The organism is Shinella zoogloeoides, assembly GCF_033705735.1.
Classification (GTDB): domain Bacteria; phylum Pseudomonadota; class Alphaproteobacteria; order Rhizobiales; family Rhizobiaceae; genus Shinella; species Shinella zoogloeoides_A.
Genome location: NZ_CP131130.1, coordinates 2,803,186 through 2,820,409, shown reverse-complemented (window position 1 = coordinate 2,820,409; position 17,224 = coordinate 2,803,186). Strand labels below are relative to the sequence as shown.

The window sequence follows — 17,224 nt, the reverse complement described above, 5'->3', positions numbered from 1 at the left end:
GGATAGGCACCCATGGCTGACGGCACTTCCGAGACGAAATCCTCGAACCAGATGTGGGGCGGCCGCTTCGCCTCGGGACCGGATGCGATCATGGAGGAGATAAATGCCTCCATCGGCTTCGACAAGAAGCTTTATGCCCAGGACATCCGCGGCTCAAAGGCGCATGCCGAAATGCTTAGCCACCAGGGCATCATTTCGGCGGACGATAAGGAAAAGATCGTTCACGGTCTCGACACGATATTGTCAGAGATCGAGGCGGGCACCTTCGAGTTCTCGCGCAAGCTGGAAGACATCCACATGAATGTCGAGGCGCGGCTGGCGACGCTGATCGGCCCCGCCGCCGGGCGCCTGCACACCGCCCGCTCGCGTAACGACCAGGTGGCGCTCGATTTTCGCCTCTGGGTCAAGGAAGAGCTGCAGAAGACAGAAAGGATGCTGACGAGCCTCATCGCCGCCTTCCTCGACCGCGCGGAAGAGCACGCCGAGACGGTCATGCCCGGCTTCACCCATCTCCAGACGGCCCAGCCGGTGACCTTCGGCCACCATTGCATGGCCTATGTGGAAATGTTCGGCCGCGACCGCCAGCGCGTGCGCCATGCCATCGAGCATCTCGACGAAAGCCCGATCGGCGCCGCCGCCCTTGCCGGCACCGGCTATAATATCGACCGCCACATGACGGCCAAGGCCCTCGGCTTCCGCGAGCCGACGCGTAATTCCATCGACACGGTCTCGGACCGCGACTTCGCGCTGGAGTTTCTCTCCATCGCCGCCATCGCCTCCGTTCACCTCTCGCGCCTTGCCGAGGAGATCGTCATCTGGTCGACGCCGCAATTCGGCTTCATCCGCCTGTCGGACGCCTTCTCGACCGGCTCCTCGATCATGCCGCAGAAGAAGAACCCCGACGCCGCGGAGCTCGTGCGCGCCAAGACGGGCCGCATCAACGGCTCGCTGATTGCGCTGCTGACGGTGATGAAAGGCCTGCCGCTCGCCTATTCCAAGGACATGCAGGAAGACAAGGAACAGGTCTTCGACGCCGCCGAGAGCCTGGAACTCGCCATCGCCGCCATGACCGGCATGGTGCGCGACATGACGATCCGCGCGGACCGCATGAAGGCGGCGGCCGGCTCCGGCTATTCCACTGCGACGGACCTTGCCGACTGGCTGGTGCGCGAGGCGGGCCTGCCCTTCCGCGACGCCCATCACGTGACCGGCCGGGCCGTGGCGCTCGCCGAGAGCAAGGGCTGCGACCTTGCCGAGCTCTCGCTCGAAGAGCTGCAGGCAATCCATGCCGCGATCACGGCCGATATCTTCAACGTCCTGACGGTGGAAGCCTCGGTCGCCAGCCGCAAGAGCTATGGCGGCACCGCGCCCTCGGAAGTCCGCCGGCAGATCGCCTGGTGGCGGCAGCGGAACTGATCAAACCGCTTGCAGGAATCATCAAGAGATTAAGGGTGCACAGGGCGGGCGAATTCGCTAAGGATGATGCCCACCCGATCACCGGCAATTCCAGGGAACGCTTCATGACACGCATCGATATCGGCAGGCTGGCTTTCGTGCTCTGCCTTTCCGCAGCGGTTCTGACCGCTTGTGGCCGCAAGGGCGATCTCGACCTGCCGGGCGGCGGACAGCCGGTCGTGAAGACCATCAAGGGCAAGAAGGTCGAGCAGGTCGAAGACAAGCCCTTCGTCCTCGACCCCCTTCTCTAGAGCATTTCCGCTTTTCTTCGAATCGCGAAAACGCTCTATCCATTTGTTTTTACGCAATTCCGGACGCAAAACCGCTGCGCACTTTTGCTGGAATTGCTCTAGTTCTACGGATCAGGCAGTGAACCATTTCGAGCATCGCGACGGCATTCTCTACGCGGAGGACGTGCCGGTTCCGGAGATCGCCAAGGCGGTCGGCACCCCCTTCTACGTCTATTCGACGGCCACGCTGGAGCGGCACTACAAGGTGTTCTCCAAGGCCTTCGAGGGCGTCGATGCGCTGGTCTGCTATGCCATGAAGGCGAATTCCAACCAGGCGGTGCTGAAGACGCTCGCCCGGCTGGGTGCCGGCATCGACGTGGTCTCGGAAGGGGAACTCCGCCGTGCGCTCGCCGCCGGCGTTCCCGCCTCGCGCATCATGTTCTCCGGCGTCGGCAAGACGCCGCGGGAGATGGACCTTGCGCTGGAGGCCGGCATCTACTGCTTCAACGTCGAATCCGAGCCGGAACTGGACGTGCTGAACGCCCGTGCCGTGAAGGCCGGCAAGGTCGCCCATGTCTCCTTCCGCATCAATCCCGATGTCGACGCCCGCACGCATGCCAAAATCTCGACCGGCAAGAAGGAAAACAAGTTCGGCATATCCTGGGAGCGCGCGCGCGCCGTCTATGCCCGCGCCGCGAGCCTGCCAGGCATCGAGGTCACCGGCATCGACATGCATATCGGCAGCCAGATCACCGAGCTGCAACCCTTCGACGACGCCTTCCGGCTGCTGCGCGAACTGGTCGAGACGCTGCGCGCCGACGGCCACACCATCGACCATGTCGATGTCGGCGGCGGCCTCGGCATTCCCTACAAGACGGACAACGCGCCGCCGCCGCTGCCGGATGCCTATGCCGAGATCGTCAAGAACCAGCTCAAGGGCCTGAACTGCAAGATCGTCACGGAGCCCGGCCGGCTGATCGTCGGCAATGCCGGCATCCTCGTCACCGAGGTCATCTATGTGAAGGACGGCGGCGAGAAGACCTTCGTCATCGTCGACGCGGCGATGAACGACCTCATCCGCCCGACGCTCTACGAGGCCTGGCACGAGATCCAGCCGGTGGTCATCTCGGCGGCGAATGCGCCGCGCATCCGTGCCGATGTCGTCGGCCCGGTCTGCGAGACGGGCGACTATCTGGCGCAGGACCGCGAGATGGCCCAGCCGAAGCCCGGCGATCTCATCGCCGTCGGCTCTGCCGGCGCCTATGGCGCGGTGCAGGCCGGCACCTATAATAGCCGCCTGCTGGTGCCGGAAGTGCTGGTCAACGGGGCCGAGTTCCACGTCATCCGCCCGCGGCTTTCCTATGACGACCTGATCGGCCTCGATTCGCTGCCGGATTGGCTCGCCTGAGCCGCAGGCGGGGAATAGCGTTCACGATTTTGCGCGCGCCCTCGTCTTCGCCACAAAGGATGTTATTTTCGGATGGTGAGAAAGAGCGGCGGAGTGCGTTGATCGATGGCATCTGACAGGCAGCGCGAGAAGGGGGCGACCGGCAATCCGCTGGCCCGCCGGCTTGCGGCCAAACGCCTTGCCGCGAGGGCTGTGCTCTATCTCGAAGCGCTCGCGCCGCGCTTGCTGCCGGTCCTGCTCCTCGTCGCCGCCTTCCTTGCGCTCACCTGGTTCGGCTATTTCCGCCATGCGCCGTTGTGGCTGCATGTCGCAACGCTCGCGGCCTTCACGATCGGGTTCGTCGCTCTGCTCGCCCGGCTGCGTGGCATTTCCTGGCCGTCGGTCGACAGCGCCGACCGCATGCTGGAAGCGCGCAACGCGCTGACGCACCAGGCGATCCGCGTGCAGGACGACAGGCCTGCGGTCGGCGACGCCTTCGGCGAAGCGCTCTGGCGCGAGCATCAGGCGCGCATGGCCCGCATGATCGGCGCGCTGCGCACCGGCACGCCCGAGCCCGACATTGCCCGCCACGACCGCCATGCGTTGCGTGCGGTGCCGCTGCTCCTCGTCGCCATCGCCTTTGCCTTCTCCTATTCCAACCGCGGCGGCCTGCTGGTTGATGTCGTTTCCTTCCAGGCGCCCGCCGAGGCGGCGCCGGACATGCGCATCGATGCCTGGGTGACGCCGCCGGCCCATACCGCGCGGGCGCCCGTGTTCCTCACCGGCAACGCGCAGGGCCAGCCGGCCGAGGTCGCGGAGGGCGGAATCCGCATTCCGCAATTCAGCGACCTGACGGTGCGCGTGACCGGCGGCAGCGGGAATGAGACGGTCGGCTATCAGGTGGCCGGCGAGAATGCCGTCACGGCCATCCGTCCCGATGTGGAAAAGCCGAAGGACGGGACGGCGCCGGCCGCGACCGTCGGCGGCGCGCGGACCATGCATTACAAGATCCTGAAGGACGGCACGCTCTCGGTCGACGGCCGCAGCTGGACCTTCGCCGTCATCCCGGACCGCGTGCCGGAAATCGCCTTCGACGGCATTCCGAAGACGACGGTTGCCTCGGCCCTCGAGATCAGCTTCATCGCGAGGGACGATTACGGGCTTCAGGAGGCTCATGCGGAGATCGTGCCGGTCGACCAGCCGAAGGACGCCCGCCCGCTCTATCCGCTGCCGGAATATAGGCTCGACCTGCCGCGCCGCGCCGCGCGCGAGGCCAAGGGAACGACGAGCCGCAACCTCTTCGAACATCCGCTTTCCGGCAAGCGCGTGAAGATCACGCTCGTCGCCAAGGATGCCGCGGGGCAGGAGGGGCGCAGCCAGCCCGTCGAGATCGTGCTGCCGGCGAAGAACTTCTTCGAGCCGCTCGCCGCCGCCGTCGCCGAGGAGCGGCAGGTCTTCGCGCTCGATGCAAGGCAGTTGCCGCTTGCCATCACGCTCAATGAGGCGCTGACGATCCGTCCCGAGGAGACGATTCCGAACCTCACGCATTTCCTGTTGATCCAGTCGGCCGGTGCGCGCATGCGGCTTGCCCGCAGTGAAGACCAGATGCGCGATACGGCGGATTATCTCTGGGAGATCGCGCTCGGCATCGAGGACGGCAACCTCTCGCTGGCCGACCGGCGCCTGCGCGATGCGCAGAAGGCGCTTTCCGAGGCCCTTGAACGCAATGCCTCCGAGGAGGAGATCGCCAGGCTCATGAAGGAGCTGCGCGATGCGATGCAGGCCTATATGGAGGAACTGGCGCGGCAGGCGGCCAAGAACGGTCAGCAGCAGAATGCCCAGCAGCAGGGCCGCATCCTGCGCCAGCAGGATCTGCAGCGCATGATGGACCAGATCGAGAACCTGGCGCGCTCGGGTGCGCGCGACCAGGCGCAGCAGATGCTGTCCGAATTGCAGCGCATGATGAACAATCTTCAGGCCGGCCGGCCGCAGCAGGGGCAGGGCCAGCAGAACGACGCCATGCGCCAGCAGATGGACAAGCTCGGCGAGCTGGTGCTGAAGCAGCAGAAGCTGATGGAAGAGACCTTCAAGCTCGATCAGGCGCTGCGCGACCGCATGGAACGCGGCGATCCGATGCCGGGCGAGGAGGACGAGGCGCAGCCGGGCGACGACGGCGCCAACCCACAGCCGTCCGACAAGATGACGGCCGACCAGCTTCGCGATGCCCTGAAGAAGCTTCGCGAGCAGCAGGACGGGCTCGGCAAGCAGCTCGGCGAATTGCAGCAGGCGCTCAAGGGCATGGGCATGGAGCCGGGCGAGGGCTTCGGTCAGGCCGGCCGCGAGATGAAGGATGCCGGCAAGGCCCTCGGCGAGGGCGAGGGGGAAGCGGCCGTCGGTAGCCAGGGGCGTGCGCTCGAGGCGCTGCGCCAGGGTGCACAGAACATGATGAACCAGATGCAGGCGATGGGCCAGGGACAGGGGCAGGGCATGCCGCAGGCCGGACGCAACGGCCGCGATCCCCTCGGCCGCGAGCGCAACGCCGAAGGTGGTAACAGCGAGGCCGGCGGGAACAGGGTCCCGGAAGAGATCGACATCCAGCGGGCCCGCGAGATCCTCGACGAGATTCGCCGCCGCCTCGGCACCGGCGGTTCGCCGGCCCTTGAGCGGGACTATCTGGAGCGACTACTCGGGATTCGCTGAAACAGCGGCTTCCACAGCAGCGAACGATCAGGCGGCAAGCGCCATGGCGACGGCCCGGCGGATATCCGGCAGGCTGAACGGCTTGCTGACGACGTCGACGATTTTCGTCGTCAGGTCGTCGGCGCGTTCGCGCTGCTCCGCATAGCCGGTCATCAGCAGGATCTTCAGCGCCGGGTGGGCGGCGGATGCCTTGTGGGCGAGCTCGATGCCGTCCATCACGGGCATGCGGATATCGGAGAGCAGGAGGTCGAAGCCTCCGTCCGTCAGCGCGTCGAGGCCCGCGGCCCCGTCCGGTGCCTCGACGGTCTCGTGACCATCCATCCGCAGCGCCCGCGCCACGAAACGGCGCAGGGAGTCTTCGTCTTCGGTGATCAGGATCTTCGCCATCGCTTCCCCTTCGGGCCTGTTCATTGGCCCCGGTATGGGAACGAAAAGACCAGACTTTCCTTGTCGATCCGTAAACGCCCGATGGAGGAAAGTGGGGCTGGCTGGAACGTTTGCGCTTTCTCTGAATCGCGAAAACGCTCCAGCTCCTTGGTTCTGCGCAATTCCGGACGCAAAACCGCTGCGCACTTTTGCTGGAATTGCTCTATTCCGCGTCGCCGGTGACGACGCCCACGAAAGGCAGCTCGCGGAAGGCATAGGCGACGTCCATGCCGTAGCCGACGACGAAATGGTCCGGGCATTCGAAGCCGACATAATCGGCCTCCAGATCGGTCCTGCGCTTCTCGCGCTTGTCGAGCAGCACGGCGATCGTGACGTTGCGCGCGCCGCGTTCGTACATCAGTTCCTTGGCGAAGCTGAGCGTGCGGCCGGATTCGAGGATGTCGTCGATAAGCAGGATATCGCGGCCATGCACGTCGCTGTCGATGTCCTTGATCACCTTCACGCCCTGCGAGACGGTGCCGGCGCCGTAGCTGGAAAGGGTGATGAATTCCACTTCCGGCGCAAGGCCGGCGGCGTGCAGCGCGCGGGTGAGGTCGGCGGCGAAGATGAACGAGCCCTTGAGCACGGCGATGACGAGGAGGTCCTTCGTCGGGCCGGCGGCGATCTGCGCCGCGAGTTCTTCGTTGCGCTTGGCGATCTGCGCGGCGTCGTAAAGCGTTTCGATCTTCTTTCCGCGGACAATCTGCATCGCGAGACGGCTCCCTGGGGTCGTGACAGAGAATTCCGGCCACCATTCGGAGCGCAATGACGCCCGGAACCGCACCGGAACAAAGCAGCCGATTAGCACAGTCAATTGGCCGGCGCACCCTCGCGGACGAAGGAAACCGAGACTTTCGGCACTTTTCCGCCGCTGTGCGGGATGCGCAGGGCGAAGGGCTCGCTGCCGCCGGGGGCGATGGTCGCGGCATCGAGCGCGACGCGCCGCTGGAGCGCGGTACCGGCGCCGTCGACGCGGATTTCGAGCTGCGGCAGGATTTTCACCTTGCCGCCGGCATTGTCCACGCGGCCGTAGACGGAGAGCACCTTCATGCCGTTGCGGTCGTCGAGCGTGGCGCTGAGCCCGGCGACACGCAGCGGTTCGGCCGCATCCGCCCCGGGCATGGCGGCCTTCAGCGCCGAGAGCCCGCCGGCATAGGCGAAGACGAAGAGGAAGGACGCCGTGACGAGGCCGGCGAAGGCGCGGCCGGGAAGACGCTGCAATCCCGTTTCCGCGAGCCGCGCGCAGGCGGCCGCGATGCGGAAGAGGAGATGCCGGGAAAGCGGCTGCGTCCGCGCGGGACGGGCGGGGCGGTGGTTGTCGTTCGAGGTGCGCGCGCCGGACGCGCGGATCACCACGAAGTCGGCATCCACCACTTCGAGCCGCCTGGTAAAGCGCTGCCTTGCGGCCGGTGCCTTGGGCTCGGGGGGCAGGAGGTCGATCCGGCCCCTTGCCTGCTGCTTCGCTCTGAAGGCGTTCATCGCCACCTCCGCTGGCCGCCCTTCGCAAAATCCATGGCGAAAAGTCGGGCATTGAATGAAATCCTTACGAAACGTAAACCATACTGGTTAATGCTTCGGAAACCCGACCGTGAAAGAGCCGCTTTCCTGTGCGACGTCAGCCGCGGTACCGATGGGGTGACCGTTTCTAGAACCGGATTGGCCATTGATTCACTTCGAGAATGTCGGACTGCGCTATGGAATGGGGCCGGAAATCCTCCGGGACCTCACCTTCGATATCCCGCGCCGGTCCTTCCAGTTCCTGACGGGTCCGTCGGGCGCGGGCAAGACGACGCTTCTGCGCCTGCTTTTCCTGTCGCTCCAGCCGACGCGCGGCATCATCCGCACCTTCGACCGGGAAATCTCGACCATTCCGCGCGATGAATTGCCGATGCTGCGCCGGCGTATCGGCATCGTCTTCCAGGATTTCCGCCTGCTCGATCACCTGACGACCTACGAGAACGTGGCGCTGCCGTTGCGCGTGCGCGGCAAGGACGAATCCAGCTACCGCGCCGACGTGCTCGAACTCCTGAAATGGGTCGGCCTCGGTGAGCGGATCAACGTGCTGCCGCCGGTGCTTTCGGGCGGGGAGAAGCAGCGCGCGGCGATCGCCCGCGCGCTCATCGACCGGCCGGAGCTGCTGCTCGCCGACGAGCCGACCGGTAATGTCGATCCGCCGATGGCGCGCCGGCTGCTCAGCCTCTTCCTCGAGCTCAACCGGCTCGGCACCGCCGTGGTGATCGCCACGCACGACCTTTCCCTGATGGACCAGGTGGAGGCGCGGCGCATGATCCTCTCGCAAGGCAGGCTCGACATCTATGACTGACGCGCCCCGCGAAGCCAGCGAGAATGCCGCGGCCGCCCGCCGGCCGGAAATGCGCGTGCGCCCCACCGCGCCCATCGTGCCGCCGGCCAACGTTTCCGGCCGGGCGCTGATGTTCGTCATCGCCATCATGGCCTTCCTCGCCTGCCTCACCTTCGGCGCCGTCACCATGGTGCGGGCGACGGCGGCAAGCTGGCAGAGCCAGATCTCCCGCGAAATCACCATCCAGATCAAGCCGGACGACAATCTCGACATGGAGACCGCGCTCAAGGATGCGCGCGACCTCGCGCTCACCTTCTCCGGCACGCGCGGCGGCACCATCGTCGACAAGACGGCGACCGCCCGCCTTCTCGAGCCCTGGCTCGGCGAGGGGCTGGACATCGACGAACTGCCGGTGCCGCGCCTCGTCATCATCACCATCGACGAGCAGAGCCCGCCCGATTTCGCGGCGATGCGCAAGGCCCTGTCGGAGGCGATCCCGCAGGCCTCGCTCGACGACCACCGCACCTGGGTCGACCGTCTCGTCGCCATGGCCCGCACCACAGCCTTCATCGGCACGGGCGTCCTCGTCCTCGTCTTCTCGGCCATGGTGCTGACCGTGGTCTTCGCCACGCGCGGGGCGCTTTCCGGCAACCGCCATATCGTCGAGGTGCTGCATTTCGTCGGCGCCGAGGCGAGCTTCGTCGCCTCGGAATTCCAGAAGCATTTCCTGATGATCAGCCTCAAGGGCTCCTTTGCCGGCGGGTTCCTGGCGGCGCTCTTCTTCGCCATTGCGGGCTTCTGGCAGGGCCGGTCCATCGCCACGCCCCAGAGCGACCAGGCGACGGCGCTTTTCGGCTCCTTCTCCATGGGCCTCACCGGCTATCTCGGCATTGCAGCCACCATCGTCGTGATCGCGCTCCTGACGACGCTGACGGCGCGCTTCACCGTCATGCGCACGATCCACGAAATCGATCTCATCCGCTCCGATCCCTCGCGCACCGATCAATTGCCCGATTCATGACCTCTCGCGGGGTGGATCATCGCCCCGAAACGGACTATCCGTTGCCGCAATCCGGTTCTATGGGTCGAATCATGAACACGCTGGAACGGGCAAAGCAGGGATTGCCGGAGGGCATCTCGCGTGGCGAGGCAAGGCGGCGGCGCCGCCGGCGGCCCGCGCGGCGGGTCGTGCGCGCCTTTCTGGTGCTCATCCTGCTTGCCGCCATGGCCGGCGCCGGCGGCTTTCTCTATTTCGCCGAGACCGTCGCGGCGCTCGAGGCGCCGCCCGAGCCGAAGGCGGACGCCATCGTGGTGCTGACCGGCGGCTACCAGCGCATCGACCGCGCCATCGAGCTTCTGAAGAAGGGGGCCGGCGGGCGGCTGCTGATCTCGGGCGTCAATCCTGCGACGAGCGGCAATCAGCTCCGCAAGCTCACGCAAAGCTCCTCCGCGCTCTTCGAATGCTGCGTCGACATGGGCTACGAGGCGGTGGACACGATAGGCAATGCCAACGAGACGGCGCGCTGGATCCGCGACAACCAGTTCCGCCGCGTGCTGGTCGTCACCAACAACTACCACATGCCGCGCAGCCTGCTGGAACTGAAGGCGGCCGATCCGGAGACCGACTTCATCGCCTATCCGGTCGTCAACACCGACTTGAAGAACGGCAACTGGCTGCGCCAGCCGGGCATCCTGAAGGCCATGCTCTCCGAATATCTCAAATATTGCCTCGCGCATGTGCGGGCCTTTGCCGGCGCGCGAAGCTGGTCGGGGCTGCGGGCCGACATGACCGGCAGTTGAGATCGCCGTGACGGGAGTTTCCCCGCCGGGGATTATCGTGTAGGGCGAAAGCACGTCCCGCTTACAGGCTGCCCGATGATCGCTTTCCGCTCCGTGCTCTTCAATGCCGTCTTCTACGTGAATCTCATCTTACAGATGATCGTCTTCACGCCGGTCTACTTCCTGCTGCCGCGCAAGAAGGCCTATGTCATCGCCAAGAACTGGGTGCGCAGCAACCATTGGCTCTTCGACAAGATCGTCGGCACCACCTTCGAGATCGAGGGGCTGGAGAACATTCCGAAGGGCGGCGGCTACATCTTCGCGCCGAAGCACCAGTCCTTCTGGGATGCCTATGCGCTGCTGCCGTGGCTCGACGATCCCTTCTACATCCTCAAGCGCGAATTGACCTGGATCCCGCTCTTCGGCTGGTACATCAAGAAGCAGCGCATGGTGCCGGTGGACCGCAGCGCGCGCGGCAAGGCCATGGCGGCCGTCATGCAGCGCACGAAGGCGGAGATGGAATCCGGCCGCGAGCTCATCATCTATCCGGAAGGCACCCGCCGCCCGCCGGGCGCGCCGCCGGAATACAAATACGGCATCGCCCGCCTCTACCGCGACCTGCAGGTGCCGGTCGTGCCGGTCGTCATGCACCCCGGCCTGTTCTGGCCGCGGCGCAAGTTCATCCGCCAGCCCGGCCATTTCAAGGTGCGTATCCTGCAGGCGATCATGCCGGGCATGGAGCCCGACGCCTTCCTCGCCCATCTCGTAGAGGTAATGGAGACGGCGAGCGACCGCCTGCTGGTCGAGACGGTGGAGGCCAATCCGCATCTCATCCTGCCGCCCACCGCCGAGCGGCGTCTCGCGGAGCTGAAGACAGAGGCGCGCGATCAGGCCGAGGCGCGGGCGTAAAGGCCTTCCGCCGTCCGGCCGACATCCTCCAGCCAGTGGTCGCGGATGCCCATCTCGCGCAGATGCGCCAGCGTGTTGCGGACGTAATCCATGTTGTGACCGGATTTTCCGGTGGCGGCGCTGACGGTGCTGGCCGCTTCCGCCACCGTCAGCGAGCCGGCGAACTGGTGGTGGGCGCGGTCGCAGATATAGGTGAGCGTGGCGATGCGGCGGCCGTCGCTCAACGTCGCGGGCAGCGTGCGTTCCTTGTAGACGTGGGTCACCAGTTCGCGCTCGCGCAGATAGTCCACCACTGCCTCGCGTTTTTCCGGCGTGACGCGGAAGGCGACGCCGCGGCAGGAGCCGCCGCGGTCGAGGCCGAGCACGAGGCCGGGCCGCTCCTCCGTCCCGCGATGCACCCAGGAGCGCACGCAGAGCGACCGGCGGAAGCCGAAGAGGTGGGCCGCCTGCCGCTCCTCGAACTCGAAGCCCGGATTCCACATCAGCGATCCGTAGCCAAAGACCCAGAATTCGTTCATATCCACCGTCACCTGGATCGTCTCTCAAAAAGCCGCCGCAATTGCCGGCATTGTCGCGCAAATCATCTTCGTCACCATTGGAGAACACTATGGCATCGTCAAGCCGCGCCGCCGACGCTTCCGGGGTTACGCGCAAGCTGATCCTGCTTGCCATCGCCGTCGTTCTCTTCGTGGCGCTCTATACGGGCGTCTGGTTCTATGCCGCAAGCTGGATCAAGGACCGGGTGGAGCGCGAGCTTGCTGCCTCCGCCCGGGGCATGCATTCGGCCGCGTGCAGCGATCTTTCCGTCCGCGGCTATCCGTTCCGTATCGGGGTGTTCTGCGATTCGGTCGCGATCGACGACCGTCCCTCCGGGCTTTCGGCGACCTTCGGGGCGCTGCGCTCGGCGGCGCAGGTCTATCGCCCTGGCCACGCGGTGTTCGAGCTGGACGGGCCGGCGCAGGTGCGCGTGACGCCCGACCTTGTCTTCGATGCAGACTGGGACCTGATGCATGCCAGCGCCGTCGCCTGGACGGATGGGCTCGACCGGTTCTCCGCCGCCTATGACGGGCTGAAGGGCAAGCTGAACATGCCTTCGGAAGGACTGTCCGTCGGCATTGCCGCGGCCCATGGCGAGAAGCATGTCCGCCAGTCCGGCGACGCGCTCGATGTTGCCGCCTCGCTCGATGCGCTTTCGCTGGATATTGACGGCAAGGCGCTGCCGCCGATGAACGTCGCGGCCGACCTGACGATCGCCGATGCCGCCAAATGGCTGACCGCCGAAGGCCCGCCGCCGAACCTGCCGCTCGGCACCAGCGCGGAATTGCGAACCCTGTCGTTCGATCTCGGCGCAGGCCAGACGCTGGCGCTTTCCGGTCCCGTGACGGTGGGCGATGACGGCACCGTCTCCGGCGCGCTCGACCTCACCATCGAAGGCATCACGGCCTGGCGCGACCGTGTCTCGGAGCTGTTTCCGCAAGCCGCGAAGACGGCAAAGCGTGTCGCGGAGGCCGTCAAGGTCCTTTCGGGCGGGCAGGAGCGGGCCGTCGTGAAGGTCAATATCCGGCAGGGGACGGTCTATCTCGGCCTCTTCCCCGTCGCGGAAATCCCGCCCCTCTGATCAGCCCTTCTTGTCGTCGTCGACCGGGCGGCCGAAGTTCGGCGCGGCGGTGTCCTGGCCGGCGTCGATGATCGAGCGGCGGATGGCGCGGGTGCGGGTGAAGAGATCGAACAGCTTGTCCCCGTCGCCCCAGCGGATCGCCCGCTGGAGATAGGCGAGGTCCTCGGAAAAGCGCGCCAGCATTTCGAGGATCGCATCCTTGTTGTGCAGGCAGACGTCGCGCCACATGGTCGGGTCCGAGGCGGCCAGGCGCGTGAAGTCGCGGAAGCCGGAGGCCGAATATTTGATGACTTCCGATTCCGTCACCGTTTCCAGGTCGTCCGCCGTGCCGACGATGTTGTAGGCGATGATGTGCGGCAGGTGCGAGACGATGGCGAGCACCTTGTCGTGGTGCTCCGTGTCCATCTCGTCGACCTTCGAGCCGAGCGCTTCCCAGAAGGCGGCGAGCTTGCGCTTGGCGTCCTTGTCGGTGCCGTGCACCGGGGTCAGGATGCACCAGCGGCCCTGGAACAGCTCGGCAAAGCCGGCATCGGGGCCGGAATGCTCGGTGCCGGCCAACGGGTGGCCGGGGATGAAATGCACGTTCTTCGGCATGTGCGGCAGCATCTGCGCGACGACCGATGCCTTGGTGGAGCCGACATCGGTGACGATGGCGCCGGGCTTCAAGTGCGGGGCGATCTCTTCCGCCACCTTGCCGGAGGCGCCGACGGGCACCGAGACGATGACGATATCCGCGCCCTCGACCGCCTTGCCGGCGTCGTGGACATAGTCGGTGCCGAGTTCCAGCGCGCGGGCGCGGTCCAGCGTCTCCATGCTGCGGCTGGAGATGGTGACGGTCTTCGCAAGGCCCTTGGCCTTGACGGCGCGAGCGATGGAGGAGCCGATGAGGCCGATGCCGATCAGCGCGATCTTGTCGAAATGTCCGTCCGTCATGCCCGTTGCCCTTTTTGCCGTTCGGGCCCGCTCTAGCGGGCGGGCCGGCTTTTGTCGAGGGTGCGCTCGCGCGTCGTGGGGATGCCCTGCGGGGCGAGCACGGGAACGAAGACGCGGCGCGAGGCGCGGGCGGCGACGGGCAGGCCCTGATAGAGCCGCTTCTGGGCCTCGACGATGATGACGCCCGAGAACATCGGCCAGAGCGAGCGGCCGAGTCGCTCGAAGGCGCCGCGCAGCTTCTGCACGCCGCGCAGCTTGGAGGGCGGGAAGAACAGCGCCTCGGCGGAGGCGCCGGGGGTGAAATTGGTCTCGCGCAGCAGCGCGGTGAGCTGGCCGCGCGAATAGGGCCGGCCGGAGCCGAAGGGCGTGTGCTCCATGCGCGCCCAGACGCCGCGCCGGTTCGGCACGACGATGACGAGGCGGCCACCGGGCGCCAGCACGCGCCAGAGTTCCTTCATCGTCTCGCGCGGGTTCTCGGCGAATTCCAGCGAGTGCACCATCAATATCCGGTCGACCGAGGCGTCCGGCAGGGGCAGTTCCTCGTCGAAGATCAGCGCCGTCGAGGAAAGCTCGCCCGGCGGCCAGTTCACCGCGCCCTGGCCGGCGGGCATGAAGGCGAAGGTGCGCTCCGTATCGGCGCGGAAGCGGTCGAGATAAGGCACGGCATAGCCGAGCCCGACCAGCCGCTCGTCCGGCAGCCGCGCCCAGAGCGAGGCGAGCGCCATGGCGATCGAGTGATCGGCAAGGCGGCCGAGGGGCGAGTGGTAGAATTCGCGGAGGTCGACGATATCTGCATGCATGGACAAGATGTTAGCGATGGTCCGGTGGACTTCAAGGCCGATTGCCTTACATTCGCCCGCGATGCCCTGCCGATATGACGAGGAATGGACCATGACCCCGCTGGAAATCGAACTGTTTGCCTGCCGCAGCGACAATTTCGGCGTGCTCCTGCACGATCCGGCGACGGGCGCGACGGCGAGCATCGATGCGCCGGAGGAAAAGCCGATCCTCGAGGCGCTGGAGCGCCGCGGCTGGCGCCTCAGCCATATCTTCACCACCCATCACCATGGCGACCATGTGGAGGCCAATCTCGCGCTGAAGGACCGCTTCGGCGCGACGATCATCGGCCCGGCGCGCGAGACCATTCCGGGCATCGACCGCAAGGTGGATGGCGGCGACAGCTTCGATTTCGCCGGCCGGCGCGTCGAGGTCATCGCGACGCCGGGCCATACGCTCGGCCACATCTGCTTCCACCTGCCGGAGGAGAAGCTGCTCTTTGCCGCCGACACGCTCTTCGCGCTCGGCTGCGGCCGGCTCTTCGAGGGCACGCCCGCGCAGATGTGGGATTCGCTGTCGAAGCTCGCGGCGCTGCCGGAGGAGACGACCGTCTATTTCGGCCATGAATACACGCTGTCGAATGCCCGCTTTGCCAAGACGGTGGACCCGGACAACGTGGCGCTCGCGCACCGTGTCGAGGAGATCGAGGCGTTGCGGGCCGCCGGTGCCTTCACCGCGCCGACGACCATCGGCCTCGAAAAGGCGACCAATCCGTTCCTGCGTGCCGCCGATCCGGCGATCCGCCGCCATCTCGGCATGGAGGGGGCGAGCGACGCCGAGGTCTTCGCCGAAATCCGCGGGCGGAAGGACCGGTTCTGAGATCAGGCGGGGCTTGCGACCCGCCGCCTGAAGATCATGTCCTTGGCGGCGAGCACCGCGCCGCCCGTCACCAGCAGGCAGGCCAGCGCGATGGTCCAGCTTGGCTCGGCAAAGCCGGAAAGCACGAGGACCAGCGTGGAGAGCAGCGGCGCGGCATAGCTCGCGGCGCCGAGGATCTGGATGTCGCCGTTCTTCACCCCGAAATCCCAGACGTAGAAGGCGGCCCCCACCGGCAGCAGGCCGAGACCGGCGACGGCGAGCCATTCGAAGCCCGTCTGCGGCCAGACCGTCGTTTCCAGCAGCAGGTGGCAGACGAGCGACAGGATCGCGGTGGCGAGGCAATAGCCGGTCACCACATCCGTCGAGACGGCCTCGAAGCTGCGGGTGGCCAGCGAATAGCCGGCCCAGGTGAAGGCGCAGAGGAAGGCCGCGCCATAGCCGATGAGATAGGCGCTCTCAAAGGCGACGCCGTTGCGCCCGACGATGAGCGCGGTGCCGCCGAGGCCGAGCAGCGTGCCGACCACATGGTTCCAGCGCAGCGTCTCGCCCGGCAGCAGCGCCGAGCCGGTGACGATGAGGAGCGGCCAGAGATAGGCGATCAGGCTCGCCTCGACCGCCGGCGCGTTGCGCAGGGCCGTGAAGTAGAGGAAGTGATAGCCGAAGAGGCCGAGAATGCCGGTGACCCAGACCTTCGCCGGCTGCCTCAGCAGGCGCGCGCGCTGCGGCCGCGCGAGGAGCGCGACGATTCCCGGCAGGCTGCCGATCAGGAAGCAGATGGCGGAAAGCTGGAAGGGCGGCATCTTGCCGGAGGCCGCGGTAAAGAGCGCCAGCAGCGCCCACATCAGGATCGCCGTAAAGCCGATCAGGGTTGCACGTGTCTTCAAGCGTTCGCTCCGCCGGTCTGCCGACCGGCAGCCGCATCAACCGCCGAAGCGCGTGGCCGAGACGGTAACGGGGCCGAGCTTGGTCGGAATCCTCACATAGACCGGAGCATATACATTCGCTTCCTCGGCCTTGGCAAACCAGATTTCCATCGTTTTCAGCCGGCGCAGGTATTCGACGTCGTCGCGGCCCTTCTTGTAGCCTGATTTCGGGATGAAGCGGATGCCGCAGACCACGACCTCGCCCTTGAAGCCCTTGGTGGAGTAGGGCTTCGTGCCCTTCGATGTCAGCTGGAAATCCATGCGGGATTCGCCGTCGAAGATCGGCAGCGTCTTGGGGCAGATGCGCTTGCCGGCAGGAATGATGAGGCCGGAGATCGGGTCGAGCACCGCGCGCATGTCGGCGCTGGAGACGGGCACCCAGTTGGCGGGCTTCTTGCGCGCCGGCACCATGCTGGCATGGATGACATTGCCGTTGCGGAAGGTCACGTCGATGGCGCGGCCGCGCTTGCCGCTGCGATAGGTCACCGAATAGGAGGTGGCGTGCAGGTTGTCGCGCCCGATGGTGCCGGAAACGGAGGTCGTGCCCTGCGTGCGGGAGAAGATGTCGACAAGGCCCGCCGAATGCAGACTGCCGGAAATGGTATAGCGGTTGCCGGAAAATGCCGAGCGGAAGCTGGCGGTGGCGACCGGCAGGCCGGAAAGGCGGATGCTGTAGTCCGTCTGGTGTTGGACTTCCGCAGCCGACAGGGGGCCCACACCGCCCAGAAGCGCAAGCGACGCCGCTGCGCCAGCAATCCAACCCCGCCCGTTCATCGTCTCGACTCCTGGAGCCTTCCGTTTTCTTCGGAAGGCGAATGTACCGTCCTGATCCGGCCGTTCCGGCAAGACCGCGCGAGCCGTGCCGGAAACGTCCCGCAGAAGCCCCGCCTAGCCCGCCATTGCGGC

The 17,224-nt window shown here is 66.3% G+C and carries 18 protein-coding genes; 10 read left to right on the top strand and 8 right to left on the bottom strand.

Translation table 11 applies throughout. From position 1 onward, the window contains the following. Window positions 1–12: 12 nt before the first annotated feature. The 4 genes from argH (at window position 13) to ShzoTeo12_RS13920 (ending at window position 5,772) form a co-directional block, all read left to right on the top strand. Complete coding sequence (gene argH, locus ShzoTeo12_RS13935; protein ID WP_119259055.1) at window positions 13–1,416, top strand: argininosuccinate lyase; 1,404 nt, start codon at window positions 13–15, stop codon at window positions 1,414–1,416. Window positions 1,417–1,520: 104 nt separating this feature from the next. After that, window positions 1,521–1,706, top strand: coding sequence for an LPS translocon maturation chaperone LptM (gene lptM, locus ShzoTeo12_RS13930; RefSeq protein WP_119259114.1), 186 nt, complete (start codon window positions 1,521–1,523; stop codon window positions 1,704–1,706). A 118-nt stretch (window positions 1,707–1,824) separates the two neighbouring features. Then, entirely contained in the window at window positions 1,825–3,093 is a 1,269-nt protein-coding gene (gene lysA / locus ShzoTeo12_RS13925) for a diaminopimelate decarboxylase (protein ID WP_318910120.1), read from the top strand. A 105-nt stretch (window positions 3,094–3,198) separates the two neighbouring features. Further along, a complete protein-coding gene (locus ShzoTeo12_RS13920) occupies window positions 3,199–5,772 on the top strand; it encodes a TIGR02302 family protein (protein WP_318910119.1) in 2,574 nt (857 codons plus the stop codon). A 27-nt stretch (window positions 5,773–5,799) separates the two neighbouring features. On the opposite strand, the gene ShzoTeo12_RS13915 is transcribed toward ShzoTeo12_RS13920, so the two are convergent. The 3 genes from ShzoTeo12_RS13915 to ShzoTeo12_RS13905 all read right to left on the bottom strand — a co-directional run bounded on the left by ShzoTeo12_RS13915 (window position 5,800) and on the right by ShzoTeo12_RS13905 (window position 7,677). Further along, window positions 5,800–6,159 carry a response regulator gene (locus ShzoTeo12_RS13915; RefSeq protein WP_119259115.1) on the bottom strand — a complete coding sequence of 120 codons (360 nt, stop codon included), beginning with the start codon at window positions 6,157–6,159 and terminating at the stop codon, window positions 5,800–5,802. A 202-nt stretch (window positions 6,160–6,361) separates the two neighbouring features. Then, complete coding sequence (hpt, locus tag ShzoTeo12_RS13910; protein ID WP_119259058.1) at window positions 6,362–6,907, bottom strand: hypoxanthine phosphoribosyltransferase; 546 nt, start codon at window positions 6,905–6,907, stop codon at window positions 6,362–6,364. Window positions 6,908–7,008: 101 nt separating this feature from the next. Next, the gene (locus ShzoTeo12_RS13905) at window positions 7,009–7,677 is read right to left on the bottom strand and encodes a hypothetical protein (RefSeq protein ID WP_318910118.1); all 669 of its coding nucleotides are present in this window, start codon (window positions 7,675–7,677) and stop codon (window positions 7,009–7,011) included. A gap of 184 nt (window positions 7,678–7,861) precedes the next feature. On the opposite strand from ShzoTeo12_RS13905, the gene ftsE reads away from it, so the two are divergent. From ftsE to ShzoTeo12_RS13885, 4 genes are all read left to right on the top strand, one after another. After that, window positions 7,862–8,521 carry a cell division ATP-binding protein FtsE gene (ftsE, locus tag ShzoTeo12_RS13900; RefSeq protein WP_119259060.1) on the top strand — a complete coding sequence of 220 codons (660 nt, stop codon included), beginning with the start codon at window positions 7,862–7,864 and terminating at the stop codon, window positions 8,519–8,521. Beyond that, window positions 8,514–9,521, top strand: coding sequence for an ABC transporter permease (locus tag ShzoTeo12_RS13895; protein WP_318910117.1), 1,008 nt, complete (start codon window positions 8,514–8,516; stop codon window positions 9,519–9,521). Before ftsE ends, ShzoTeo12_RS13895 begins: the two co-directional genes overlap by 8 nt. A gap of 71 nt (window positions 9,522–9,592) precedes the next feature. Beyond that, window positions 9,593–10,300 carry a YdcF family protein gene (locus ShzoTeo12_RS13890; RefSeq protein ID WP_313196303.1) on the top strand — a complete coding sequence of 236 codons (708 nt, stop codon included), beginning with the start codon at window positions 9,593–9,595 and terminating at the stop codon, window positions 10,298–10,300. A 75-nt stretch (window positions 10,301–10,375) separates the two neighbouring features. Then, on the top strand, window positions 10,376–11,188 hold the full coding sequence (locus ShzoTeo12_RS13885; protein WP_318910116.1) for a 1-acyl-sn-glycerol-3-phosphate acyltransferase: 813 nt from the start codon (window positions 10,376–10,378) through the stop codon (window positions 11,186–11,188). On the opposite strand, the gene ShzoTeo12_RS13880 is transcribed toward ShzoTeo12_RS13885, so the two are convergent. Then, window positions 11,167–11,718: a gamma-glutamylcyclotransferase gene (locus ShzoTeo12_RS13880; protein ID WP_318910115.1), complete on the bottom strand. Its 552-nt coding sequence runs from the start codon at window positions 11,716–11,718 to the stop codon at window positions 11,167–11,169. The two genes, ShzoTeo12_RS13885 and ShzoTeo12_RS13880, sit on opposite strands and share 22 nt — an antisense overlap. Before the next feature lie 77 nt (window positions 11,719–11,795). Between ShzoTeo12_RS13880 and ShzoTeo12_RS13875 the strand changes: the two genes are divergently transcribed. Continuing rightward, on the top strand, window positions 11,796–12,806 hold the full coding sequence (locus ShzoTeo12_RS13875; RefSeq protein ID WP_318910114.1) for a DUF2125 domain-containing protein: 1,011 nt from the start codon (window positions 11,796–11,798) through the stop codon (window positions 12,804–12,806). Here the strand turns inward: ShzoTeo12_RS13875 and ShzoTeo12_RS13870 are convergent, their stop codons facing one another. Further along, window positions 12,807–13,739, bottom strand: coding sequence for a prephenate/arogenate dehydrogenase family protein (locus ShzoTeo12_RS13870; RefSeq protein ID WP_318910113.1), 933 nt, complete (start codon window positions 13,737–13,739; stop codon window positions 12,807–12,809). A 32-nt stretch (window positions 13,740–13,771) separates the two neighbouring features. After that, window positions 13,772–14,539 carry a class I SAM-dependent methyltransferase gene (locus ShzoTeo12_RS13865; protein ID WP_318910112.1) on the bottom strand — a complete coding sequence of 256 codons (768 nt, stop codon included), beginning with the start codon at window positions 14,537–14,539 and terminating at the stop codon, window positions 13,772–13,774. 91 nt (window positions 14,540–14,630) lie between these two features. Here ShzoTeo12_RS13865 and gloB point away from each other — a divergent pair, with 91 nt between their 5' ends. Continuing rightward, window positions 14,631–15,395: a hydroxyacylglutathione hydrolase gene (gene gloB / locus ShzoTeo12_RS13860; RefSeq protein ID WP_318910111.1), complete on the top strand. Its 765-nt coding sequence runs from the start codon at window positions 14,631–14,633 to the stop codon at window positions 15,393–15,395. 2 nt (window positions 15,396–15,397) lie between these two features. Here gloB and ShzoTeo12_RS13855 read toward each other — a convergent pair whose 3' ends face one another. Beyond that, entirely contained in the window at window positions 15,398–16,279 is an 882-nt protein-coding gene (locus ShzoTeo12_RS13855; RefSeq protein WP_318910110.1) for a DMT family transporter, read from the bottom strand. A 36-nt stretch (window positions 16,280–16,315) separates the two neighbouring features. Then, window positions 16,316–17,092, bottom strand: a complete 777-nt coding sequence (locus ShzoTeo12_RS13850; protein ID WP_119259068.1) for a DUF3108 domain-containing protein — start codon at window positions 17,090–17,092, stop codon at window positions 16,316–16,318. Window positions 17,093–17,224: the final 132 nt, after the last annotated feature.